General features: G+C 49.9%; 22 protein-coding genes. 14 read left to right on the top strand and 8 right to left on the bottom strand.

Features of this window, described 5'->3' with window-relative positions:
• Window positions 1-25: 25 nt before the first annotated feature.
• From R3B84_15235 to R3B84_15225, 3 genes are all read right to left on the bottom strand, one after another.
• Window positions 26-841 carry a purine-nucleoside phosphorylase gene (locus R3B84_15235; GenBank protein ID MEZ6141924.1) on the bottom strand — a complete coding sequence of 272 codons (816 nt, stop codon included), beginning with the start codon at window positions 839-841 and terminating at the stop codon, window positions 26-28.
• A 188-nt stretch (window positions 842-1,029) separates the two neighbouring features.
• The gene (locus R3B84_15230) at window positions 1,030-1,785 is read right to left on the bottom strand and encodes a GDSL-type esterase/lipase family protein (GenBank protein MEZ6141923.1); all 756 of its coding nucleotides are present in this window, start codon (window positions 1,783-1,785) and stop codon (window positions 1,030-1,032) included.
• A gap of 364 nt (window positions 1,786-2,149) precedes the next feature.
• Entirely contained in the window at window positions 2,150-4,000 is a 1,851-nt protein-coding gene (locus tag R3B84_15225) for a WD40 repeat domain-containing protein (GenBank protein ID MEZ6141922.1), read from the bottom strand.
• A gap of 204 nt (window positions 4,001-4,204) precedes the next feature.
• Between R3B84_15225 and R3B84_15220 the strand changes: the two genes are divergently transcribed.
• The 6 genes from R3B84_15220 to R3B84_15195 all read left to right on the top strand — a co-directional run bounded on the left by R3B84_15220 (window position 4,205) and on the right by R3B84_15195 (window position 8,604).
• Window positions 4,205-4,498, top strand: coding sequence for a metalloregulator ArsR/SmtB family transcription factor (locus tag R3B84_15220; protein MEZ6141921.1), 294 nt, complete (start codon window positions 4,205-4,207; stop codon window positions 4,496-4,498).
• Between the two features lie 45 nt (window positions 4,499-4,543).
• Complete coding sequence (locus tag R3B84_15215; protein MEZ6141920.1) at window positions 4,544-5,107, top strand: rhodanese-like domain-containing protein; 564 nt, start codon at window positions 4,544-4,546, stop codon at window positions 5,105-5,107.
• Between the two features lie 69 nt (window positions 5,108-5,176).
• Window positions 5,177-5,578 carry a rhodanese-like domain-containing protein gene (locus tag R3B84_15210; protein MEZ6141919.1) on the top strand — a complete coding sequence of 134 codons (402 nt, stop codon included), beginning with the start codon at window positions 5,177-5,179 and terminating at the stop codon, window positions 5,576-5,578.
• A gap of 47 nt (window positions 5,579-5,625) precedes the next feature.
• The gene (locus tag R3B84_15205; GenBank protein ID MEZ6141918.1) at window positions 5,626-6,339 is read left to right on the top strand and encodes a class I SAM-dependent methyltransferase; all 714 of its coding nucleotides are present in this window, start codon (window positions 5,626-5,628) and stop codon (window positions 6,337-6,339) included.
• Between the two features lie 45 nt (window positions 6,340-6,384).
• Window positions 6,385-8,049 carry an FAD-dependent oxidoreductase gene (locus R3B84_15200; GenBank protein ID MEZ6141917.1) on the top strand — a complete coding sequence of 555 codons (1,665 nt, stop codon included), beginning with the start codon at window positions 6,385-6,387 and terminating at the stop codon, window positions 8,047-8,049.
• A 105-nt stretch (window positions 8,050-8,154) separates the two neighbouring features.
• The gene (locus tag R3B84_15195; GenBank protein MEZ6141916.1) at window positions 8,155-8,604 is read left to right on the top strand and encodes a hypothetical protein; all 450 of its coding nucleotides are present in this window, start codon (window positions 8,155-8,157) and stop codon (window positions 8,602-8,604) included.
• Between the two features lie 205 nt (window positions 8,605-8,809).
• Here the strand turns inward: R3B84_15195 and R3B84_15190 are convergent, their stop codons facing one another.
• The 3 genes from R3B84_15190 to R3B84_15180 form a co-directional block, all read right to left on the bottom strand.
• Complete coding sequence (locus tag R3B84_15190; protein MEZ6141915.1) at window positions 8,810-9,805, bottom strand: MoxR family ATPase; 996 nt, start codon at window positions 9,803-9,805, stop codon at window positions 8,810-8,812.
• Between the two features lie 767 nt (window positions 9,806-10,572).
• The gene (locus R3B84_15185; GenBank protein ID MEZ6141914.1) at window positions 10,573-11,256 is read right to left on the bottom strand and encodes a hypothetical protein; all 684 of its coding nucleotides are present in this window, start codon (window positions 11,254-11,256) and stop codon (window positions 10,573-10,575) included.
• Window positions 11,257-11,271: 15 nt separating this feature from the next.
• A complete protein-coding gene (locus tag R3B84_15180; protein ID MEZ6141913.1) occupies window positions 11,272-11,496 on the bottom strand; it encodes a hypothetical protein in 225 nt (74 codons plus the stop codon).
• 75 nt (window positions 11,497-11,571) lie between these two features.
• On the opposite strand from R3B84_15180, the gene R3B84_15175 reads away from it, so the two are divergent.
• Together R3B84_15175 and R3B84_15170 are read left to right on the top strand one after the other, a co-directional pair.
• On the top strand, window positions 11,572-12,627 hold the full coding sequence (locus tag R3B84_15175) for a hypothetical protein (protein MEZ6141912.1): 1,056 nt from the start codon (window positions 11,572-11,574) through the stop codon (window positions 12,625-12,627).
• Window positions 12,628-12,652: 25 nt separating this feature from the next.
• Window positions 12,653-13,321: an SOS response-associated peptidase gene (locus R3B84_15170; GenBank protein MEZ6141911.1), complete on the top strand. Its 669-nt coding sequence runs from the start codon at window positions 12,653-12,655 to the stop codon at window positions 13,319-13,321.
• Between the two features lie 339 nt (window positions 13,322-13,660).
• Here the strand turns inward: R3B84_15170 and R3B84_15165 are convergent, their stop codons facing one another.
• Window positions 13,661-13,852 (bottom strand): hypothetical protein, encoded by a 192-nt coding sequence (locus R3B84_15165; GenBank protein ID MEZ6141910.1) that lies wholly within the window; start codon window positions 13,850-13,852, stop codon window positions 13,661-13,663.
• Window positions 13,853-14,131: 279 nt separating this feature from the next.
• Here R3B84_15165 and R3B84_15160 point away from each other — a divergent pair, with 279 nt between their 5' ends.
• The 6 genes from R3B84_15160 to R3B84_15135 all read left to right on the top strand — a co-directional run bounded on the left by R3B84_15160 (window position 14,132) and on the right by R3B84_15135 (window position 21,386).
• Entirely contained in the window at window positions 14,132-14,839 is a 708-nt protein-coding gene (locus R3B84_15160; protein ID MEZ6141909.1) for a hypothetical protein, read from the top strand.
• 317 nt (window positions 14,840-15,156) lie between these two features.
• On the top strand, window positions 15,157-15,624 hold the full coding sequence (locus R3B84_15155) for a CBS domain-containing protein (GenBank protein MEZ6141908.1): 468 nt from the start codon (window positions 15,157-15,159) through the stop codon (window positions 15,622-15,624).
• A gap of 54 nt (window positions 15,625-15,678) precedes the next feature.
• The gene (locus tag R3B84_15150) at window positions 15,679-17,577 is read left to right on the top strand and encodes a 2-oxoacid:acceptor oxidoreductase subunit alpha (GenBank protein ID MEZ6141907.1); all 1,899 of its coding nucleotides are present in this window, start codon (window positions 15,679-15,681) and stop codon (window positions 17,575-17,577) included.
• A 77-nt stretch (window positions 17,578-17,654) separates the two neighbouring features.
• The gene (locus tag R3B84_15145) at window positions 17,655-18,674 is read left to right on the top strand and encodes a 2-oxoacid:ferredoxin oxidoreductase subunit beta (GenBank protein MEZ6141906.1); all 1,020 of its coding nucleotides are present in this window, start codon (window positions 17,655-17,657) and stop codon (window positions 18,672-18,674) included.
• A gap of 89 nt (window positions 18,675-18,763) precedes the next feature.
• Entirely contained in the window at window positions 18,764-19,609 is an 846-nt protein-coding gene (locus R3B84_15140) for a fumarylacetoacetate hydrolase family protein (protein ID MEZ6141905.1), read from the top strand.
• Between the two features lie 226 nt (window positions 19,610-19,835).
• A complete protein-coding gene (locus R3B84_15135) occupies window positions 19,836-21,386 on the top strand; it encodes a porin (GenBank protein MEZ6141904.1) in 1,551 nt (516 codons plus the stop codon).
• A 31-nt stretch (window positions 21,387-21,417) separates the two neighbouring features.
• On the opposite strand, the gene R3B84_15130 is transcribed toward R3B84_15135, so the two are convergent.
• Window positions 21,418-22,539, bottom strand: a complete 1,122-nt coding sequence (locus R3B84_15130; protein ID MEZ6141903.1) for a serine/threonine-protein kinase — start codon at window positions 22,537-22,539, stop codon at window positions 21,418-21,420.
• Window positions 22,540-22,622: the final 83 nt, after the last annotated feature.

Here is a 22,622-nt window from a genome sequence, read left to right as displayed (position 1 = left end):
ACCCAAAGTGATTGTCTTCTGGTTTTCAGATCTTAGCCACAACCTTACCCACCAGCTTCCGTAACGACTTCTCTGCAGTTGCAGCAGTGGCCAGGATTTCCGGCAGACTGACTGGTTCCAGTGCGTCTGGCAGGCACATATCTGTAATGGCACTGAAGCCCAGCACTTTCATTTTGCCATGCACAGCAACAATCGCTTCGGGAACCGTTGACATTCCAACCACATCGGCTCCAATGGTGCGAAGGAAACGATATTCGGCCCGCGTTTCCAGGTTGGGGCCAGATACTGCCACATAAACCCCCTGCTGTAAGCGGATCTGCTCTTCCATCGCTACCGTGCGTGCCACTCGCAACAACACGGGGTCGTAGACATGGCACATATCAGGAAAACGCTCGCCCAGGCGCTCATCATTGGGCCCAATCAGTGGGTTATCACCCATCAGGTTGATGTGGTCTTCAATGACCATGATATCGCCTTTTTCATACTGGGGATTCATCCCGCCGCACGCATTGCTGACAATTAACGTGGTGCAACCCAATGCCTTCATCACCCGCACAGGAAAGGTGATCTGCTGCATGGTATAGCCTTCATAGAAATGGAAACGACCTTCCATTGCCACGACGGTTTTGCCACCCAGCGTGCCAAACGACAATTGTCCTTTGTGGGATTGCACCGTCGATTGCGGGAAGTGGGGGATTTCTGAATAGTGCAGGCTGGCCTGCACATCGATTTCCTTTATCAATCCACCCAGGCCAGTACCCAGAATAATGCCGATCGTGGGTGTACCGGTCCACGTTGCCTGGATCTTTGCTACCGCTTCCTGAATCTGATCGTAAAGCATGCCTTGATTCCTGTGCCTCTATCGTTAGTTGATTTTGGTGCAACAGAATATCTTCGATGATGTGGGGTTGATTTCAAGGGAAATCAGCTACGCAGGCTGAATTTCGACCCCACGGTCCGGACAGGCTGTTGTTACCGCACGGGAAATGTAAGGCAGATAACGAAAAAGATGAAAAACCTTGTTGCAAATTACTTCAGCATTGCATTTACTTCGCTGACGATTGCTTCTGCCCAGATGGCATATCCATCTTTCGACAGGTGCAGGAAATCGGGCATCACGCTTTTCAGCAACGCACCATCGGCATTCAGGAACTTCTTGTTGATGTCGAGGTATTTCACCATTTTGCCATCATCCAGTTTCTTAATGATTTCGTTGATTGCCGGGATCTTTTTGTTCAGTTCATCTGCGGCAACGCGATCTGCCATTTTCAGGGTTTTGGCATTCACGCCCGAACGTGGGAATACACCCAGCAGCAGCACCTTCATTTCTGGCTTTTTGCTGCGGAGCAGTTCCACAATTTTAGTAACACCAGCAGCAATATCTTCCGGAGTATTAGCACCGGAATTGTTGGTGCCAATCATCAGCACACATACCTTGGGGGTAATGCCTTCCAGTTCTTTACCTTCGGTGATTCGCCAGATAATATCTTCGGTGCGATCCCCACCTATGCCGAAATTTGCCGCTTTTAACGGAGCAAAATGCTTTGCCCATTGTTCTTTGCCATTTCCTTCCCACCCCTGGGTGATCGAATCACCCAGAAACAGCACATCCACACCACCTGCCTGAGCAATTTTCACGAACTTCTGGTGGCGATCGGCAGCAAACTTGTCTTTGCGTTCACGTGGGGTAACGGTGGCCTTACTCTGGGCCCACGTACTTGCCGGAACAACACAGGTGCCTGCCACAACAGCAAACACACACCACATTCTCAAAGAATTTTTCATTGTTCAAACTCCGTAATGATGGAAGAGAATCATCATGAACCTGTTGTAGGAAAGTTCTGTGCCAACAACAGGGTGGGCAGCAATTGAGTGAAAAAAGAGAACATGGCAACGGCATCAATAGGTTGGTCCCAAAATACCGTTAGCATGAAAACCTTTCCACGCACATATTAATATTGCCACGAAGAGAAAAGCAAGTGAAATTTTGTGGGCAAGCCGGACGATTTTATGAGAAATGAATTTCCACAAACTACTGAATCATCAACACTTGCGACAAATAGTGTTTTTTTGTGAATTCTGGAAAAATAACTATCAAACAAATGTGATAATGTTGATTTTCTGTTTTATCTTAACGATGAATCTCTGCTTACTTCCCCGTGGGCAGATCCAGCAGAACAACGCTGAAATCCGCCATCGGCAGTGCAATCCGCTTGCCATCCGGACTGATGCTGACTCCTTCACCCGTAATGTTTTGCGTGGTGGAAAAGATCGGTTCCTTGGTGGCTTTCTTCACAAGAGTTATTTTGTTTCCCATCGATTGTGCCCCGATATTGGTGCTGGATGCCCAGGGATCGCGGATGGTTTGTCCAATCTCTATTGCGGGCAATTGTTCGGCAGATTTATTCACCATCAGCTTTTCTTTGCCAAACTGGGTATTGAACGCTTTTTGCCAATCGCCGCCACTCATATCAATGAATTCCGATACATGGGAACCATCGGCCGTATTCCAGCAAACTGCCCCACCATAGATGACAATTTTGAAATCGGTTCGGTTTTCCTGGGCTTCCCCCATGCCAAATACTTTCTTGCCATCTTCCGAAAAGAAAAACCCTTTCCAGTGAGGGTAAAATTGGCGTGTATTGAAAGCCAGTGTTGCCACTTCTTTTTTTGCTTCCAGATCGTACAGTTTCGCCAGTGAAACCGAACGCACTACCAGGAATTTACCATCCGGACTGATCGTTACCGGACCTTGCCACCAGGAAGCTGGCTGTGGTTCTTCAACCACTACGGTTTCCAGCAATTTACCTGTGGCAGTATCCCAGCGCAGCACCTGTTTGTCGGACCCCACCGTTAAAAGGGTTTTTCCATCTTCCGACCAGTGAGTGTAAATAATCTTCGCTGTGTGCCCCACCACTTTCTGTTCGGGTGGTGCCTCTTTCTGGCTGATGTTTCTGATAAAGACTCTATTTTGGGAACCGTAGCACGCAAGAATTTCACCATTGGCCAGAAAACCAACACCTGCGGCTGCATTACCAAACAGACCCCACGTCAGCCCACCAAACTGATAATCCATTACCTTCTTACCTGTTTCAGTTTCGAACACGCCAATGTAACCTTGGCCGGACTGAATAGCGAACTTGGAATCGTCTGGAGAAAAGGTGCACCGAAAAATGCTGGGGGGAGTCTTGCCCAGAGCGGCAATCCTGCGGGCGAATCTGGTATCCCACAATTCCAATTGATCGGGTGAATTGGTGTAGGTAACCAAATATCGACCGGTGCGGTTCAGAGCCAGAAACGACGGAGCGACCCCTTTACCCAGGTGGATGCGTGCTCTTTCCTTGCGTGTTGCCACATTCCAGATTGCAACATACTCTTCCAGCGGCAAATCGGTATCTTTTTCCTTGCGATGATTTCCTGATCCAATCACAGCCACTTTACCGTCGCCGGAAATTGCCTGAAAACGTACCCCTGTGTGCTGAATCGTTTCCTCGTTGGCAATCTCTCCTTTGCTGTTCCAGAAAAATTGTTTGGGAACTCGCCCAAAATGAAAGTTATCATCATAAGACATGATGCTGGTAGCATCATCGTTCCACACAAACCGATGAATGTTGTAGAATTCTTTCCCACCGGTACTCAGTAATAACTTACCGGTGGTGGCATCAAATCGATTCACTTTCTGCATCGATGTAAACACCAATTCCTTTCCATCGGCAGTAAAAGAAAGCGATTCGCCGATTTCCTTCTGATCGATCGTTACTTCCCGATTCAACTTCCCTGTGACAGGGTCAAAAATGCTGATAGTGTTCACGCCAGTGCGGTAAGCAAGCTGTTTCCCATCGCGGGATAGTGCCACCTGGTAGTTGGTGAGGGTGTATTGTGGAATCCCACCGAGCTTCAGGGTTTTCGGCTCTTCCGCTTGAAGTGCGGGCGACAGTGCAGCACAGAACAGTGCAGAAATTGCCCACAGTGGGGCATAACAACGTTTCAAGGTAATCAAAGGCACGCTCCAATGGAACATGTTGGTGCAGATGAAATTGTGACTCACTTCAAAATATCTTGTGGCGCGTTTCGTTTTGCTTCAAGATGCCGGTGGGTGAAGTTACAGAGAAGCGAAAAAGATAAGAAAAATAAAATATCTTTCTCTTGACATATCTAGAACTCTAGATATATTGTTATATAGACCGATAGAGATAGGGGCACCATGATTGATCTGGAAAAATTGGCGAATGCGGCAGAGTGCCTGAAAATACTGGCACACCCCCACCGCTTGCGGATTGTGGAATTGCTGCTGGCAAATCGCCTGACCGTGGGGGAACTCGCAGAACACTGCGAAATCCCTAACAACATTGCCTCAGGGCACTTACGTCTGATGCAGCGTTGTAGTCTGCTGGCACCCGAGCGGGATGGCCGCAATGTTTATTACAAGATCACAGAACCGTGCCTCGAGAAGCTTTTTGGGTGCATTCGCGAGCGTTTTGCACCCACGGAACAGTAATTGGCAAAAGATGAGAATTCATTCACTTATTAAGGAGAATATGCAATGGATGTGGTAACAATCAGCCCGCAGGAATTAGCAGCGAAGAAAAATGCTGGTCAGAACGTCGAAGTGATTGACGTACGAACACCAGTGGAGTTTCGCGAAATGCACTGTACTTTTGCCCGCAACGTGCCACTTTCGGACCTCGATCCCAAGGCAATTGTGGCAGAACGCAATGGCAACGCCGACCAGCCGCTATATTTGATTTGCCGATCAGGCAGCCGTGGCAAACAAGCTTGCGAGAAGTTTCTGGCTGCCGGCCTGACGAACGTGGTGAACGTGGAAGGCGGCACGATGGCATGGGCTGAATGTGGCCTACCGGTGAATCGTGGCAAAAAGGCAATTTCGCTCGAACGTCAGGTGCGTATCGCAGCCGGGGCACTGGTGCTGATCGGTGCGGTGCTGGGATATCTCGTAAGTCCTTATTTTATCGGCCTTTCCGCTTTTGTCGGTGCGGGGCTGATGTTTGCCGGAATTACAGATACCTGCGGCATGGGAATGATGCTGGCACGCATGCCATGGAACAAAGTGGCAGGTAAGGCAGGCCCCACCTGTTCTACGAAGTGACGTAATGCAAATAGTACACCGGGGTTGGGTTTCATAGAAAACGTTTGGATCAATTCTTAAAAGGATTTCATGATGATTTCAAGAATGCTGATTGGCTTACTGTGGCTGGGATCATTGGGTTTCGTCGCACCTGTAGTGGGGGCAGATCACACCACTGATTCGCTGGATGTGGTGCAGCAGGCAGTAAAAAATGAGAAAGCCATCATTATTGATGTGCGTGAGCAGGAAGAATGGAACAACGGCCATTTGAAGGATGCAAAACTGCTACCCCTGAGCCTGCTGAATAAAGGGATAACCGCTGAAGAGGCTGGCAAAGTTTGCCCAAAAGGGAAGATTGTTTACTGCCACTGTGCGTTTGGCAGTCGGGCACTGACAGCGGCAGATCACCTGAAAAAGCTGGGTTATGATGTTCGACCGCTGAAACCCGGCTACACCGCTTTGAAGAAAGCCGGGTTCCCCACTGAAAAGTAATTTGTGTTGGAAAATGAGATAATCTTCATCATTGAGAGAGAGAAAAAATGCAGCACGTATGGAACCGTCGTGGGGTTGTTCTGGCAGTAATTTTTGCCGCACTGACCGGGTCGTTGGTGGCCCAGGAAAAGAGCGTTAAGCCTGGGATTAACGATTCGTTCAAAAATCCCAATGTGCAGGAGTTTGTTACCCGCTTCGAAGGCGAAAGTCGCGAAGTGTACGACAAGCGATTCCAGATTGTCGATGCCTGTGGCATCAAAAAAGGTCAGGCAATAGCTGATATCGGTGCAGGAACGGGACTTTTCACCCGCCTGTTTTCGGAAGCAGTATCGAAAGAAGGCAAAGTATATGCGGTTGACATTTCACAGAAGTTTCTAGACCACATTAACACTTCTGCGAAAAAACAGAAAATCGAAAACATCACCACGGTGCTGGGCACTGATATTTCACCCAAATTGCCTGAAAACTCGGTGGATGTGGTATTCATCTGCGATACCTACCACCACTTCGAATATCCGTTCCGGATGCTCGATTCCATCCACAAAGCACTCAAGCCAGGTGGGCGGTTGATCATCATCGATTTCGTTCGAATTGAAGGAAAATCGAAGGAATGGACTCTGAACCACGTGCGTGCCGGTCAGGAAGTCGTCGAAAAAGAAATTACCTCCAGCGGTTTCCGCAAACAGACGGAAATCCCAAAGATTGTCACTGAAAATTACATGGTGGTGTTCGAAAAAGTAGCACCCAAAACCAAAAAATAACCTCCCTTTCCAGTCGAATCGACTGGAAAAAATGAAGGATTAATCATGAAGCTGATTATTGTCGGCGGCGTAGCAGGTGGTGCATCTGCTGCCGCCCGGGCTCGACGCTTGTCTGAAGATGCCCACATTATCATGTTTGAACGGGGACCGGATGTCTCCTTTGCAAACTGTGGACTGCCATACCACATCGGCGAAGTAATTCCCAAGCGGGACAGCCTGCTGGTGACCACGCCAGAACGCCTGCGGGAACGCTTTCAACTGGATGTGAGGGTGCGTAGCCAGGTGGAATCAATTGACCGTACCAAAAAAGTGGTTGTGGTGCGGGAATTGAACACAAACCGTGTCTATGAAGAAAGTTACGACAAAATCATCCTCGCACCGGGTGCGTCACCGATTGTCCCACCGATGCCGGGTGCGGACCTGCCCAACGTCTATACGTTGCGAAATCTGGCAGATACCGATCACATCAAAAAAGTGGTGGATGATGGCATTCAGCAGGTCGTGATTGTTGGTGCGGGCTTTATTGGACTGGAACTGGCAGAAAATTTCATTCATCGTGGCATCAAAACCACCATTCTGGATCTGAATAAGCAGATTCTGGCACCATTTGACCCGGAAATGACCACCCCATTGCACCAGGCATTGCTGGCCAAAGGGGTAGAAGTGCTGCTGGGCCAGACCGCGGAATCGATCACCACCAGCGACAGTGGAATGACCGTGAAACTGACTTCCGGTGCCAGTCGCCCCGCCCAACTGGTAATTCTGGGCATCGGCGTGCGACCGGAAAATAAGCTCGCTGTGGATGCGGGACTGGAAGTGGGCCCACGTGGGGGTATTCGGGTGAACGATTTCCTGCAGACCACCGATCCAGATATTTATGCGGTGGGTGATGCTGTTGAAACCACCGACTTTACCACGGGCGACCGCACCCAGGTTCCTTTGGCAGGACCAGCAAACCGACAAGGACGGATTGCTGCCGACAATGTCTTCGGTCGACAAACGAAGTATCGTGGCACCCAGGCGACGGCAGTTCTGGGATTTTTCAACCATACCGCCGCCACTACGGGACTTTCCGAAAAAAGCCTGCGTCGGATCGGCAAGTCGTATCGCAAGATTTATATTCATCCTGCCCACCACGCTGGGTACTATCCGGGTGCGGAAGGGATGAGCCTGAAAGTGATCTTCGATCCGGAATCAGGTAAATTGCTGGGTGCACAGGGGATCGGTGGTGCAGGCGTCGACAAGCGAATTGATGTGCTGGCCGTGGCAATTCAGGCTGGCATGACGGTTTACCACCTGGAAGAGATGGAACTTTGCTACGCACCGCAGTTCGGTTCGGCGAAAGATCCTGTGAACATGGCTGGGTTTGTCGCGGGCGGTCTGTTACGTGGCGACCACCCGCAGATTGATTGGGAAGAAATTGCTGCAGCCACCGAAAAGCCCCTGATTGTGGATGTGCGAACACCCCTGGAATATACCCAGGGTCACATTGAAGGTGCCATCAATATCCCTGTCGATGATCTACGACAGCGGATGTCGGAACTCGCACCGGAACGACCTGTGGTGGTCTACTGTCAGGTGGGGCAACGTGGCTATCTTGCCACCCGCATCCTGTTGCAACATGGCTATCAGGTCAAAAACCTGGGCGGCGGCTACCGAACGTATCTGCTGCACCAGCCCGCATCAGTTGCAGACCGCAGCAGAAGCTAAACATTTTTAGCATGTCTAATGTTGTAACAGAATTGTTGCGGGTGAACAGGCCGAGCAATTAACAAATACTGATGCAACATGTGCCGATCAGAAGTGGATAATCGCGTGAAAATCGAAATCACCAGTCACTATGGATTTACCGATATATTGTCCTCTGCTCCCGCTTCCTGGGATTTGATCTTGATTTGTTCTCCAGGTGGAGTCAATCCACCGGAAGAATTTACTTCCATTGCTCGAAGAACGCTCCATTTGTTCTTTGATGATCATGACAATCCAAGTCCGGGAGTTGTCCTACCCACAATCGAAGATATCAAAGAGGCAGTTGAGTGGTCATTATCCAGCGAAAAATTGCTGGTGGCCTGCTATATGGGCCGTTCACGCAGTGCTGCCCTTGCGTATATCATTCAATGTAGAGAAGTTGTACCAGAATATGCACTCCAAATTCTATTGCCAAGGTGGCATCGACCAAATCGATTAATCGTCAGGATCGGTGCAGAAATTTTAGAAAACCCCAACGTGCTGCATGCATTTGACGAGTGGCAGACCAAGCTCTGAGAAAACCCCCATCAATCATCCCCGATCTCAACTTATCGTCGGGCGCCAGACCTTTTGAAGCGAGGGAGAGCTGACCATCCGCTGCGACGCTTTGTCAGGCTGCTTCGCCATGTGGCGACTTCGGTCAGCTTGGGCTTTTGGTTAGCCAATGTCATTTCATCCTGGTATCTTTGAGCTCTGCAATATCGTCCATAATCAAGCTGCCCTACATCACTTCGTGATCGTCAGATCTTGCAAGTTTCAGCAATACAGCAACAATCTGGTTTCCGTCCAGCCCCTGATCCTTGGCGCTTGCCTTTAGTACGATGCGGTGCCGCAGCACAGCCGGCGCCACTGCTCGCACGTCTCCAATCGATACATGCGGCTGGCCGTGCAGCACCGCATGTGCCTTCGCACCCGTTAGCAGGAACTGCGCCCCGCGTGGGCCGACTCCCCAGTTGACGGTATCCTGGACGAACGCTGGAGTGTATTGTTGGCCCGGTCGAGTCAATCGCACCAGCCGAAGTGTGTAATCGACCACTTGCTGGGGGACCGGCATTCGTCGAACCAGCATCTGGATTTGCTCGAGATCCGCCTTGCTTAGAACTGTCTCGATCAGCGGCGGGAAACCACTCGCCTCATGATAATGCAGTTGCATGTTGGCCAAAAAATCCGCTTCACTCGGGATTGTGAAGCAAGCGTTGAACATAAACCGGCCCCGGTGCGATTCATCCAGAGGGAATTGTCCTCCGGGTGGATTCTCCATCACCATAACCAGGAATGGCTGTTTCAGTGGCAGCGTCTGCTGACCAACTTGGACTTGGCGGGCTTGCATCGCCTCAAGCAGGACAGATTGAGTCACGGGCGGTGCGCAATCGAAACAGTCCGCCAGTACCATGTTAGCGAAGATCGGCCCAAGGTATGTTTTGGAAAATTGGCCGCCCACAGCGTCCTGACAAAGCACTTGCGAGCCGGTAATGTCCTCGGGCAACAGGTCGTCCGTGTGCTGAATTCGATTAATAGATAGCCCCAGCACCCTGGACAGGGTAAATAACGTCAAATTTCTGGGTGCAGTCAGCAGTACATGGGCGTTGCAGAATAGTGCCATCAGCACCTCATCGATGAGCTGCGTCTGACCTAAGACAGCTTTCGCCATCTCGGCGTGGATCATGCTGTGTAGATTGCGGTAGTGGTCGAGAATTGCCATTAAATCGGTGTCCAATCCTCCCTCGTTATGACGGGTGTTGCATCAGTAGGTATAAAGCAGGCTGGTGGTAGAGGCTGTATCTTAGACCCCAATTTCAAGACCGCAATAACGCTTTTGAGAACCGAATTCCTTCAATCCTACTCCCATGCTCAATCACTGGTTATTCCGCCCGCCGCATGCCACAAGTTGCTCGCCCTCTGATAGGCGCATGTGTACACACTCTACGATCGCATCGGGCGGAAATTACCGAGTTGCCAAAGATCCGCCGAGCAACCACATCATTGGAACCGTCCAGAGCGATGTAGACTGAGAGGAAATTTTCAGTCCCCTATCGATTTGAAACGAGAAAGCATCAACTGTTACTTTCCATTCACCCAAAGTGATTGGAAAAGTTTTCGTTCCCGATGAAAGTGTAGCCGCTGTCAACTATCTTCCAGACAGTATAGCCGTATCTCTCTGTCGACACAATAGTTAAAGTGCCATCGACTCCGTTCGGCTCAGCCGATTGCCGAAGACATCTTACGTTTAATTGATCCCCGTGCATAACAAATTCCAATGAAGATGAATATTCGTTTCTGGTACCAAACACGACTCGTGCACCTTTGCTAATAGTCATTTTCTAATTGCCCAGCAGCTACAGTCTGATTTGTGATAGGCCGACTACTGTAGGTTTTCTGAAAGCTGAGTAAAAGATCTCATTCAACAATTTCAATGAATGAGCACTTGTAATAATGCAATACTATAAATATATCGTAAGGGAAAATCGATAATGCGAATTTCTGTTAGACTTGAGTTATTGCATAAACTAGCGGGTCACCAGACGAAGTCCCGAACAGGAAAGTTGCATTACCTAGAAACAACTGGTAATAGTCCAACGGTGAAGTTGAAGGAGACCCAAAAATGTCAAGTTCCGTTTGTGGGAGTGCCCCTTGAACCTTAGGAAACTGAATGCCTGGAGAGAGTTCTAATATAAATATCATCGGTATCTTCGAGCTATAAGTTGCAGGCGTTTCATCATCCAGCACCCAATTGGGTGTGCCACCAATTTTGCCAAAGCCGCCATTAGCCAAGCCACTCTGTAATTCCAATGCAACAAATGCGACTTGTTCTTCGTAATTCTCCACGATTTTTGCATCATTCGTTGGAAAGACAAGGAATGTGAAATTCCTTTGATACGACTGCAAAAAACCGTTTGGTATATCGCATCCCTGCCAATGCTCTTCGAGCATTTCCGGAATTAAGAAACTTTCATCAGCACATCTCATGCATGCAAAGCATGAGATGGTTCTGCCACCCCAGTTTGCTTGAGGTGGGAAAGCGACTTGAAACATGAATGCCTCTCTCTGCCCACACAACTTGCAGGTTGGCAGGTTGGTTCCGGTAGGTAGAAACGGCTTTCCGCCGATAAATGACTGCTGGTCGTTCTGCGGCGCAATTCGCTTAAATAGAGTCCAAATCGTATTCATTAGGAAATACCCTCGTTATAGTGTGGCCATTAAAACGACCTGGTACAGAATCTCATACAGCCTGGTTTCGCCCGGTCGGTAACGTGGCACAATACCAACATACACCGTATCGCCAGCTAGAATCCGACGTGCAATCTGTTGCACAGACTGGTTGAACGCACCTCGATTTTCGCCAGGCGACTGCGGGAAAATATGCCGGTCACGCTGTAGGTAAGAACCTCGGCGGATTGGGCGGAGCACATTCCTCCTGATCTTCGTGGGGCCAGCCCGTAAAACGCATAGTAGCTGTCTGGTGGGATCTTACTGGAATACTGTATGCTTGACTTTGAAACGATTTGCCGTGAATTTCGTGGTTTGGTGGATCGTCGGCGCGATCTGATCACATTTCTGGGTACTGCCTTCGCTGCGATGAGCCTGTTTCTGGAAAATGTCTTTGATGGCAAATTGCCTCCATCGCTGGCAATTCTGCAGCAGAATGTCTTCGCATTTTATGCGTTCGTGCTGATGTTCATCAGTCTGATTCTGGCACTGCGGTTCGCCCGCCTGCACGGTGGGATGGTAATGAACGGCATGATGTTTGCGCAACTGATGACCCAGCAGGAGTTTACGAAAAAAGGCGACCCGCACCGTGCATCACGTCACAACCATACCGGGGTATCGTATCTGCAATACCTGATGGTCGCCTTGATTGCCGCATTTTCGCTCTTTGTGCTTACTTCTGCTTTTCAGGTGTGGCCCTTGTTCGGCCTGATGGCCAGTGCCAGCCTGTTTCTGCTGCTGGTGGGGTACTATTTTTGGGCACGGGCACAGGCAATTTCGTTTGCCTGGCAGAAAATACGCACCAGCACCTGCGGGCCAGTGGATGAAAATACCTGGCGCGACCACATTTCCGAATCGTTGCATCAATCTAATCAGGGACTGCTGAGCGAACTGGCCTTTGCAGGCTTAATGGTTTTCTCATGTTTTGGTGCCATCAGTGGTATGGGCAAAATCGAAGCCAGCCAACTGGATGTGGGCAAAGAAAGTGTGATTCTGTTCGGCCCCACCTTATATGCAGGTCTGATGCTGCTGGTGTGTGTGCTGGAATCGCTGATGTATATTCGCCTTCGGACGGCAATCGGGCAATTTTCCCTGTTGCTCGACCCCACCGATCGACCGTTTCGGCTGTTTAAACTGACCGACTCGTTTTTGGGTTACCTGATTCTGGTGTTCCTCGCCTGCATTTCACTACACGTCTTTTTGAATACGTTCAGCAGTCTGCGTGCGTTGGGGCAAAGCAACATCATGGTGATTGATGGGGGGCTGTTTGTCGCACTGATCGCACTGCAACAATGGAATCTATACCTGGCAGGTCGCAAAGCAGGCCATTAAGGATATTAATGAGGAATTAATGAGTATGTGCGGGCGATTTACCCTTCATGCAGCCAACGAAGAGCTTCAGGAACAGTTTTACCTGGAAACTCAACCTCAACTGAGCCCACGGTTCAACATTGCCCCCACCCAACTGGTGGCGGTGGTAGGCAAAAAGACCCACGGTGGGAAAAATGGACTGCAGATGTTTCGCTGGGGCTTTCTGCCAAGTTGGGCAAATGATGCCACGGGCCACCGTCCAGTCAATGCGATGCTGGAAGGGATTGCCCAAAAACCGATGTTTCGCGAAGCGATCCAGAAGAGGCGGTGCCTGATTCCGGCCAGTGGTTTTTACGAGTGGAAACAGGTGGGGAAGCAGAAAATCCCCGTGTTCATTCGCAGAACAGATCGGGTTCCACTGGCCTTTGCTGGCATCTGGGAACGATGGCAATCTGAGACTGAATCGATTTTTACCTGTGCCATCCTGACCACCGCCGCCGACCAGCAACTGCAAAATCTGCACCACCGCATGCCCGTCATGCTGCCACCAGAACAGTGGGATATCTGGCTGGACCGCACCACCACGTTTACACAGCTTGAACCGGAACTGAAGAAACTTCCCACCGTCGACCTGGAACTTCTGGATGCCAATCCGATTCTCAACAATGCCCGCAACGAAACTCCGGAGTGCCTCGCAGGCATCCCACACGATTGAGCAATTTAGTCATCGAACAGCAGTTGCAACAATAAAAGCTAAGATCAGCTGGCAATTGTTAACCATTGGTAAAATATCAGGATGAGTGAAAGATATTCTCAATCCGACATTGATTTGGTGGGAAAATGCCTCGATTCCTATTTTCAGAATATGCCAGCTACGTACAGGATTGGTTATCCAATTCCGATGGTAGATAAAGGAAGAGCTTCTCACTTTCTGGTTCCACCTGACATGGTTGATGGGCAAACTTCCGATCCACAAACGGTTATCTGGAAACATCGGTTTGACTCCAGAAAAAGGATCTTTGCACTAGCCATTCCATGTGGTGGTATCCCGCCGTTATTGCGGGCTTATCTGCATCATTGGCGGGTCTGTTACTGCTGCCTGAGCTGGCAGCACTGGCAGATTCTTCTGCCCCCCACTCCCACGCACCGATTTAATTTCGGTTTCTACCGCTATTTCCTCCAGTGGGCAGAACTTAGCAACAGGACCAACTTCGTAGTTTTCGCAGAAACACAAGATCGACAACATCTCATTTGTGCAGATCGTGAGGCAGTTGACACAGAAGGTGATTCTCCCATAGTAGCTATTCCCATCATCAATCTGGTAGCGATGGGCATGAATTTTCAGCGGGAATTGGTAGAATCAGTAGTGATTCCTGTGGCAAGTTCTTTTCGAGAAATTCTGGTTTCATGCTGCCTTCATAATTCAACTATTTCGCATCAGCACAGGCCTAGTGTCAGATTGCCCGTGGGTAAAATAGTTATCTTTAACTGGGATCATTGGCTCTCTAACGCACCAGAAATTGGAATGGATAAATCTCATGCAGTGCATGAAGTTCACTGGAAACGCATTCTGAAGAAAGTCCTTCAACTTCGAGCGGCAGATCCTGTATGTCTGCTTCCTGGTTCGGAATACCACCAGTATCAGATGAATCCACCATGTTCAAAAGAACAGATGCAACGATTTGAAGAGCGAGAAAATTGTATCGTACCAGAAATAATGGCCCTGTTCATGATGAATGTTGGTGATGGTGGAATTGGTCCGCATCGCTGGTTGTATCCTTTGGAAACATCTACGCCAGATGCCTTCGCAGGTACCGATCAGTGGGAAGTGCTGGATGATGATCATTTTCTAACATCATTTCCCCATATCCAGCATTGGAATCAAGAAGTGCCTGCCGGCGACGAAGATGCTTTTCAGAATTACATGCACCCACGCGAGATTCGCAGTACATTGTTGGTGACGCATTTTTTTGAAAATAGTTCTCATCGCACGTTATTGATGCCCACCAAAGGTCCTGAGCGGGGGAATTTGTGGGTAGACGACCGCACAGATAGGAGAGGGATTTACCCTTTTCTGCGAAAAGGCCCTTGGTCATTTGTAAGCTGGTTTGAACAATCGCTGGACAAGATGTTGTTTCGGATAGATCAGCAATACGAGGATATCAGTCGTAGATCGTTTTCAGAATATCTACAATTTCGAGATGAAGCGTGGGCGATCAACCACGCTGAATGAACACCATCGAGCCAATTGATATAATGTGCATACGACTGTCTAAGTAATACGGATAGAATACCGGTTATTTTTTCGATTGTTTCGGCTTCAGAGGTTATCCCACTTGCCATTCCCCTGTTCGTGGCAACAATTAACTTTAGAGGATGCGGTAGCACTCGAATTGGGACACACCTTCAGAAAAATCGGTTGTGGGCCGGCACGGAGCTGGTCTCGCCGTCCTTTTCCTACGAAATCCTGCCTCGTGGTGCCACCTTCTGGTGAGGTCTGGTCGTCAACCTTGGGATTTACCCACTTGTTCCGTTTGGGGATATTTCTGCATGGAACTTCTCAAGAATCTGAAGAAAGATCCCGTTTCGCGCTTACAGCCGAATGATCCGAAAATCATCGACCTGAAAGCCACGGTGGGAGATGCGGTCAGCCTGATGCAGAAAGAAAATGTTGGCTGCGTGGTAATATGTGAAGCGGGTAAACTGGTTGGCTTGTTTACGGAAAACGATTTAATGGTGCGGGTGCTGGCTGTTGATAAGCCACTCACCACCTCGATCGAAGAGGTAATGACCAGCAACCCGGTGACTGCCAACATTAAAGACCACGTTCGCACGGTTGTACGAAAGATGAAATCCGGTGGGTACCGCCACATTCCGCTTGTCGACGACGACAACCGACCCGTGGGCCTGGTGGCCGTGAAGAAAATCATTCATTACGTCGTCGAGCATTATTCATCCACGATTTATAATCAGCCTCCTGCACCGGATCAGTTTCCTGATTCGCCAGAGGGGGCCTAAACATGTATATGAAAACAAGTTATGGTATCTCAGACAGAAAATGAGGTGACGAAAATGACCGCGACCGCCTCCCCCCGCGGCGAGCGTACTGTTCAGGAAGTCGAATCGATCACCATCCGCTTTGCAGGCGATTCCGGCGACGGTATGCAGTTGGCCGGAACTCAGTTCACCAACGTTTCGGCGATCCTTGGCAACGATATTTCCACCCTGCCAGACTTTCCCGCCGAAATCCGCGCTCCTGCCGGCACCCTGGCAGGTGTTTCCGGCTTCCAACTCCACTTTTCCAGTGTTGACATTCACACTCCGGGCGATGAACTGAACTGCTTGGTGGTGATGAACCCCGCCGCACTGAAAACCAATCTGCGTGACCTGCAGGATGGTGGGATCCTCATTATTAATGAAGATTCCTTTGGTGCCAACGACCTGAAAAAGGCCAAATATACCGTTAATCCACTGGAAGACGGCAGCCTGAAAAAATACCGCGTGGTGCTGGTGCCAGTCGATCGCCTGAACCGCGAATCGGTGAAAGAGTGCAATCTTAGCCCACGTGATGCCGACCGGTGCAAAAACTTCTTTGCATTGGGCCTGGTCTATTGGATGTTTGAACGACCATTAGAGCCAACCCTCGGCTGGATTCGCGATAAGTTCGCCAAAAAGATCGATGTGCTTGAGGCCAACTCCCGCTCACTGAAAGCAGGCTACAACTACGGCGAAACCGTAGAAACCATGCCTGTACAATACCGCGTGGCGAAAGCCAAGTTGAAACCGGGCGTCTACAGGAAGATTACCGGCAACGAAGCACTCTCGATGGGCCTGGTTGCCGCAGCAAAGCAGTCGAACAAGACGCTGGTTTACTCAAGCTACCCAATTACCCCAGCTTCCGATATTCTCCACTTCCTGGCGGATATGAAGCACTTCGGCATTAAAACTTTTCAGGCTGAAGACGAAATTGCCGCTGTGGGTGCCGCGATCGGTGCCTCCTATGGCGGGGCAATTGGCATTACGGGCACCAGCGGACCCGGGGTCTGTCTGAAGGCAGAAGCGATTAACCTGGCGTTAATGGCGGAACTGCCCCTGATTATTATTGACGTGCAGCGTGGCGGACCCAGCACTGGTTTACCCACCAAAACGGAACAATCCGACCTGTTGCAGGCGTTTTACGGTCGAAACGGTGAATCTCCCGTGGCAATTGTGGCACCACAATCGCCAGCAGATTGCTTCACGATGGCTTTCGAAGCAGTGCGGATTGCCACCGAGTTCATGGTCCCCACCTTCATTCTGTCTGATGGTTACATTGCCAACGGTGCAGAGCCCTGGGCGGTTCCAAGCGCCAGCGAACTGCCAACGATTACCATTACCCACCCCACCGAACCGAATGGTGGGGCGAATGGCCAGATGCACGAAAACGGTGCCGAAGAACCAGGCCGTTTCCTGCCATACAAGCGAAATGAGCATCTCTCCCGTCCGTGGGCTATTCCAGGCACTGCTGGCCTCGAACACCGCATCGGTGGGATCGAAAAGCAGGATGTCACCGGTAATGTGAACTACGAACCGGGCAACCACGAACATATGGTGCGTACTCGTGCCCAGAAAGTGGCCAACATTGCCAAAACGATCCCCGATCAACCTGTCGAAGGCGATCACGAAGGTGATCTGCTGGTGATCAGTTGGGGTGGCACCTATGGCTCTGTTTCCACTGCAGTCGCCAGAGCTCGCCGAAAAGGCACTAAAGTGGGCCATGTGCATATTCGCTACATGAACCCGATGCCCAGCAACCTGCCGGAAATCTTCAAAAAGTTCAAGAAGTTTCTTGTGCCCGAACTGAATGCCGGCCAACTGTTACTGTTGATGCGAGGCATTTATCTGATTGATGCGAAAGGATTTAACAAAATTCAGGGCAAGCCGTTCCTGGTTGCAGAACTGGAACGTGCCATCGAACAAATACTGCAATAACGTAACCGAAAACAGAAACCCTTACTCCCTAAGGCAAAGGGGGCTACTAGCTCCCGCAAGAAAAGATACAGAGCATCATGGCCACCGTAGGTTTACAAACCCTCAAACCAGCAGATTACGCCAGCGACCAGGAAGTACGCTGGTGCCCCGGGTGCGGCGATTATTCCATTCTCGCCCAGATGAAAAAAGCACTCAGCACCATTGGCAAGCCACGTGAAAAAATCGTGTTTGTATCCGGGATCGGCTGTTCCAGTCGTTTCCCCTACTACATGAACACGTTTGGCTTCCACACGATTCACGGACGAGCACCCACCTTTGCAACCGGCCTGAAACTGGCCCAACCCGACCTGATGGTGTGGGTGGTTACTGGTGATGGCGACGGCCTTTCGATCGGTGGGAATCACCTGATGCACGCACTGCGACGCAATGTGGACATCAAGGTGCTGTTGTTCAACAACGAAATTTATGGTCTGACCAAAGGCCAGTTTTCGCCCACATCGCGGCTGGGAACTAAAACCAAGTCCAGCCCCACCGGTTCGATCGATTCCCCCGTGCACGCCCTGACCTTTGCACTGGCTTCTGAAGCCACCTTTGTTGCACGCACTCTGGACGTGGATCCCAACCATCTGACCAGCATCCTGCAGCGTGCGGCCAGCCACAAAGGGTCGGCATTCATTGAAATCTACCAGAACTGCAAAATTTTTAATGATGGCGTGTTTGAGTACGTCACCGATAAGACCATTAAATCGGATAACGCCCTGTATATCGAACATGGCAAGCCGATGATCTTTGGCAAAGATCGCAACAAGGGTATTCGGCTGAACGGCCTTACGCCAGAAGTAGTTACGATCGGTAAGGACTGTGCGCTTGACGACATTCTGGTGCACGATGAAAACACCACCAATCCGGCACTGCATTACATGCTGAGCAGCTTCAGCTGCCCCGCCTTTCCAGAAGTCTTTGGGGTGCTGCGACAAATTACTGAACCCAGCTACGATCAGTTGGTGGAAAAACAACTTGAAGATGTCATCAAGAAACGGGGTGCGGGTGATCTCGATCAACTGTTCCGTAACGATGACCTCTGGACAGTTGAATAAATAACAGACTGCTTACGTTTCAAAATAGCAATATGGCAATTCTATCTCATTAGCAATATTGCTATATCACAATACAAATTGGATTCACCATGGCTATTACACGACTGTGCAAGTTTCGCACAGCGGATTCTGCCCCACAATTTGGTTTCCTGAAGGCGGATGGCATTTGCACGGTGGCCACAGAACTTGCGGAAAGTTTTCTGCTGGGCACCTTAAGTGGTGCGGAATTTTCACCCTATGCAGATGCACCTGTTAGTGTGCCACTTTCCGCAGCACAAATGCTGGCACCGATCGTTGATCAGGAAGTTTGGGCAGCAGGGGTCACCTACAAACGCAGCAAAATCGCCCGCGAAGAAGAATCGGTCGGTGCGGCTCAGTTCTACGACAAAGTGTATACTGCACCACGCCCCGAATTGTTTATGAAGGCACCCGCGTGGCGTGTGGTCGATCCTGGCCAACCAGTGCGTATCCGCAAAGACGCCACCTGGAACGTGCCAGAGCCCGAACTGGCGTTAGTCATTTCTCCCCAGGGAAAGCTTTTAGGCTTCACGTTGGGTAACGATATGTCGTCGCGGGATATTGAAGGTGAAAACCCACTTTACCTGCCTCAGGCAAAGGTTTACGACGGTTCCTGTGCCATTGGTCCCACGATCGCACTGGTGGAAGGTTTCCCGGAACTGGCATCTGTTTCGATCGAACTGACCATCCAGCGTGGTGGGGAATCGGTTTTCACTGGCAGCACCACCTTAGATATGCTGGTCCGCACCCCGGAAGAGTTAATCGGTTGGTTATATAAGGAACTGAGCTTCCCACGTGGGGCAATATTGCTGACAGGCACCGGAATTGTGCCACCTGATCAATTTACGCTGCAAGCGAACGACCACGTTTCCATTCACCTGGCTGAAATCGGCACTCTGTCGAATGTAGTGGCGTAAGTTCCACATTCTAAGTCGCATAAGGATGAAGATTCCCTCATTTTTGGCATAAACATCGTTCCTGTAATCTTTTGCACTGTCTTTTCACACTGATTTGGGGTCAATAGGTATCATTTTTCCCGCTTTGCGCCCCGTTAAAACCGCTACAGCCGTTAAAGTTTGTGCATTTTATTGCCGATAGTAAATCAATTCAGCCCTCGATACCTCTTACTGAGTACACAGAGTGATGTACACGATTTCTCGACTTGTCTTGTGTGCGATGCTTGCTTGGAGCATTTCTGTACAGGCGCAAAGTACATTGTTACCTGTTCAGGTAGATCCTGTTGAGCCAAAGGCCCCTGTTTTTCCACCCACAAGCGGTGGAAATAATCCTTTTCCGGTTCTGGAACGGCCACCTGTCACTCCGATGCCGATTGAGGTAACTCCTCAACCAGGTGCGATCAAGCCAATTCCTGAGCAACCAATCGTACCTGTGTTGCCACCGGTATCACCAAAAACGGGTGATTCAGGAAAACAGGAAATGCCCAAAGAATCTGTGATTCTGCCTCCTCCCACGGAGCCCAAAGTTGAATTGCCAAAATCTCCAGAAAAATCAAAAGCTTCAGAATGGTATGACAAGCTGAAAATTCGGGGATATACCCAGGTTCGCAGTAGTTTCCCGTTTCTCACTGATGTTACCTCTGCTCAACCATTTCACGATGGGGATGCCTCCATAGGCGAAAATCAGAATTTTCTCATCAGGCGTGCACGATTAATTTTTTATGGTGATTTGTCAGAACATATATCCTTCTATTTTCAGCCCGATTTTGCTGCAACTGTACCGGGTTCGTTGGATTCAAACGAATATGCTCAGCTACGGGACTTATACGCTGATGTATACTTAACACAGGATAAAGTTCATCGTTTCCGTGTGGGCCAATCCAAAGTGCCATATGGGTGGGAAAACCTGCAATCGAGTTCTAACCGATTGGCATTTGATCGAAACGATGCCTTCAATTCTGCAACTAAGAATGAACGTGATATTGGCGTTTTCTATTACTGGACTCCGGAATATGCACAGGAAATCTTCAAATTTGTATCTTCTGGTTTAAAAGGTTCGGGAAACTATGGTGTCTTCGGAATTGGGATCTACAACGGGCAGGGTGGGGCACTCCAGGAACAGAACGATAATCTGCATATCGTCACCCGACTGCAGATCCCCTACCGATTTGATAACGGCCAGATTGTTGAAGCCGGGATTCAAGCCTATACCGGCAAATACACCGTGCTTTCTTCATCCATCCGAGCATTAGGTGTGGGGCCTTCGATTCGTCCCGAAGGTACGTTGGAACGTTCGAACCGTGCAGGACTGAGAGATGAACGCGTCGGTGGTACTTTCATCGTTTATCCTCAACCACTCGGCTTTCAGGCTGAATGGAACGTGGGTCGCGGCCCCGCCTTAAGTGACGATCAGCGACGGGTGGAAGTGCGATCGCTGACCGGTGGCTATCTCCAAACCATGTACATGTTCGACGTAGAAGATTGCGGTACATGGACACCATTTGTGCGATGGTCTTACTTCCAGGGCGGGTACAAGTCCGCACGTAATGCGCCGTATTCTCGAATTGATGAATGGGATCTCGGTGTGGAATGGCAATATTCGAAATGGCTGGAATTCACCACAATGTACACAATTACCGACCGCACCAATACCAGAGCGATCGATACACCAGGAGTGGTGCCCTATGGTCAGTATCAGGGCCACATTCTACGCTTCCAGTTACAGTTCAATTATTAATCAATGATTAAAAATTAGAATTAATTCATTTTCACCGCATGAACCGCTGCATGACCAGCATTGCGGTGGTCAAGCCCAGTGCTGCAGACATGCTTGCCAGCAACCAGTTGTTTTTGAACCAGTTTTTTATTTGCTGCAACTGCCCGGGTGGTTTCGGACGCAAATCAAATCCTTCCAGAAACTGGTGCAGCGCATCTGCCAGTTCTACCCCACTCTGAAAACGGTCTGCAGGGTCGCGTGCCAGACAGATCATGCAAATGCGATCCAGATCTGGCGAAATCCCTGGCATCAGGCGGGATGGAGGCACCGGCTGGTGGGTCAACTTCAATTTCAGCATCATTTGCATGTCGTTGCCCAGGAAGGGTGGCCTGCCTGTCAGCAACTCGTACATGATCACACCCAGCGAATAAATATCGGATGTGGGGCCAATTGGCCGATCCGCACGGATGTTAAACTGCTCTGGCGACATGTACATTGGCGTGCCAATGGCAGAGCCATCAGCTGTCAGTGATTGCTCATCGCCCGATTTTGCCAGCCCGAAATCGATGATTTTCGGCACGCCATATGGTGTATATGGCCCCGCATGCAAGCCGGAAGCGATGCGATAGATCTCTTCCAGATTCGCTGGCGGCACCTTCGGATTTTTCACAATAATGTTGGTGGGCTTTAAATCGCGGTGCAAAATTCCGGCATTGTGGGCAATTGAAATCGCCCGCGCCAGCACTTCAACCAGACGGGCAACCCCCACTGGTGGCTGGGGATTTCCCTGCACCAGTTCCATCAGATTGGTGCCTTCCACATATTCTAATGCTAAAAAGAGTGTCCCATTGTCTTCGCCGGTTTCCAGCAGGCGAACAATGTTGGCATCATCCAGTTTGGCGAGTGCGTCCGCTTCCCGACAGAAGCGAAGTTGGCTGGCAGGGCTGGCAAAGCGACCAGCAATGATCATTTTCAGTGCCCCTAACTGTGTGGTGCGGCGATCCCGCGCTTTGTAGACGACACCCATGCCCCCACGTCCGATGGTGGTCAGCACATCGTAGTTTTTCACCTGTTGCAGGTGAGGAACAATGGGGGGTGCATGACGCACCGGTACATGGCTTGACTTAGCAAGCTTTGGTGCGTGGTCGGTCGAGTCTTCAAGTATCGGGTGCAAAGGGAATACCTCAACCCTAAAGCCAACAACATTATCAGTTTTTAACGTAGAACGAAATCCGTCCCCACGACGAGAATTCGGGA

Origin of the sequence: Zavarzinella sp. (assembly GCA_041399155.1) — a bacterium.
Lineage (GTDB): Bacteria > Planctomycetota > Planctomycetia > Gemmatales > Gemmataceae > JAWKTI01.
The sequence above is the reverse complement of the archived record's forward strand: the minus strand, read 5'-3'. Positions and strand labels throughout refer to the sequence as shown.